Source organism: Segatella copri (genome assembly GCF_019127135.1).
GTDB lineage: Bacteria > Bacteroidota > Bacteroidia > Bacteroidales > Bacteroidaceae > Prevotella.
This window is the reverse complement of record NZ_JAHOEA010000213.1, coordinates 1-341: the sequence shown is the minus strand read 5'-3', so window position 1 is coordinate 341 and position 341 is coordinate 1. Positions and strand designations below refer to the sequence as shown.

General features: G+C 46.3%; 1 protein-coding gene. It reads left to right on the top strand.

Going from position 1 to position 341, the window contains the following annotated elements; all coding sequences use genetic code 11:
- Positions 1-244, top strand: a 244-nt coding sequence (locus KSW37_RS15910; protein WP_217743544.1) for an OmpA family protein, incomplete at its 5' end; no start/stop codon positions are given.
- Positions 245-341: the final 97 nt, after the last annotated feature.

Sequence of the window (341 nt, the reverse complement as noted above, 5' to 3'; positions counted from 1 at the left end):
GGTTGACTTCCTGAACAAGAACACAGAGGCAAAGGTTGTAGTAACCGGCTATGCTGACAAGGGTACAGGTAATGACGTCATCAACGACCGCATTGCTGGCAAGCGAGCAGCTGCTGTGGTTTGGATGCTGACAAAGAAATATAATATACCTTCTGAGCGCATTACAGAAGAATCTAAGGGTGCACGTGTGCAGCCTTTTGCAGAAAACGCAGAGAACCGTGTAACGATCATGATCGCTAAGTAGTACGGTAAGTTTATAATGCGACAATCAATTATTTTAATTGGTGGCGGGGCATCCTCAGGGGTGCCCCGTTTTTCTTTCAGATATCCCTTCCTTCTCC